The organism is Suttonella ornithocola (assembly GCF_001889065.1).
Lineage (GTDB): Bacteria > Pseudomonadota > Gammaproteobacteria > Cardiobacteriales > Cardiobacteriaceae > Suttonella_A > Suttonella_A ornithocola.
In genome coordinates this window covers 1-927 of sequence record NZ_LWHB01000300.1, presented here as the reverse complement: position 1 = coordinate 927, position 927 = coordinate 1, and the positions used below count along the sequence as shown (strand labels likewise).

The 927-nt window shown below is 39.5% G+C and carries 3 protein-coding genes; all 3 read left to right on the top strand.

Going from position 1 to position 927, the window contains the following annotated elements; translation table 11 throughout:
- The first annotated feature begins 36 nt into the window (after positions 1-36).
- The gene (locus tag A5N85_RS13905; RefSeq protein ID WP_072577654.1) at positions 37-255 is read left to right on the top strand and encodes a hypothetical protein; all 219 of its coding nucleotides are present in this window, start codon (positions 37-39) and stop codon (positions 253-255) included.
- A 9-nt stretch (positions 256-264) separates the two neighbouring features.
- Positions 265-474 (top strand): hypothetical protein, encoded by a 210-nt coding sequence (locus A5N85_RS13900; protein WP_072577463.1) that lies wholly within the window; start codon positions 265-267, stop codon positions 472-474.
- Between the two features lie 264 nt (positions 475-738).
- Positions 739-927 (top strand): major capsid protein (locus tag A5N85_RS15925; protein WP_169818697.1); only part of this gene is annotated, 189 nt, incomplete at its 3' end.

Here is a 927-nt window from a genome sequence, read left to right as displayed (position 1 = left end):
TCAAACAATTTAAAGGCGACGTAGACGGCAATCACTATGATAGCTGTCAAATTACGCTTACTTATGCCCGTACCAAGTGATTCAGACCGTGAATGCGGTTACAACGTAACCGAAATTCAATACGGTACAAGCGCCAACTATCATCAATTTAAAACGCTTCAATTCCCCGTGACTGTAGAACTTGACTACGAACTAGAAACCCGAAGCGGACGCATCAACATGAGCCTAAAATCTGTTCGCCCTATTACGAAATAGGAGTAACCCATGTTCCGCATCATTTATATTGTTCAAAGCCTAGAAACAGGGGAATTTTTATCCGCAGTTAATGGAGAAGCCAGCTTCACTTATGACCTCACTAAAGCCTATCAATTCAGCACTGTAAATGATGCTATTAACCATGCGCGAATTATTGAGAGTGATTTAGAACATATTTCAATTATTCCTCAAATATTGATAGGAGAAAAACATGCCTGATTTAATTGGATTATGTCTAATACAAAATCCGCACATCTCTAATCTAAGTCTTTCATCAGTTGTAATAGAAACCTTTTGGCAACAACTTTCAATATTTAATAGTTGTTTAAGTTGGGGTTATTAAATGTATGTCTGTGTTGAACTGGTAAACAACACCTGCCAGAAATGGCAAGAATTTTCAATACTCCCTCAACTAGAAACAAGGTGAGGGATTGAAAATCGGTGGTCTCTTTCTGTTATGTACAGTAACAGCTTGGGGCTTTCGTGAACTCGCTATGTTTATTCTTAATCGGAGATAAAGTTATGAAAAAACTTCTTATCGTCCCTGCATTATATGCAGGTTATGCAGCTGCTGCACTTCCGCCAGAAGTACAGCAAACAATTGACAGTACCAAGGAGGATATCACCACTGTAGGTGCTGCTCTTGTTGTGCTGGCGGTCGTTGTAATGGGC

Coding starts and splice junctions, on each gene's coding strand:
- A5N85_RS13905 (WP_072577654.1), top strand. CDS start 37: ATGATAGCTGTCAAATTACGCTTACTTATGCCCGTACCAAGTGATTCA.
- A5N85_RS13900 (WP_072577463.1), top strand. CDS start 265: ATGTTCCGCATCATTTATATTGTTCAAAGCCTAGAAACAGGGGAATTT.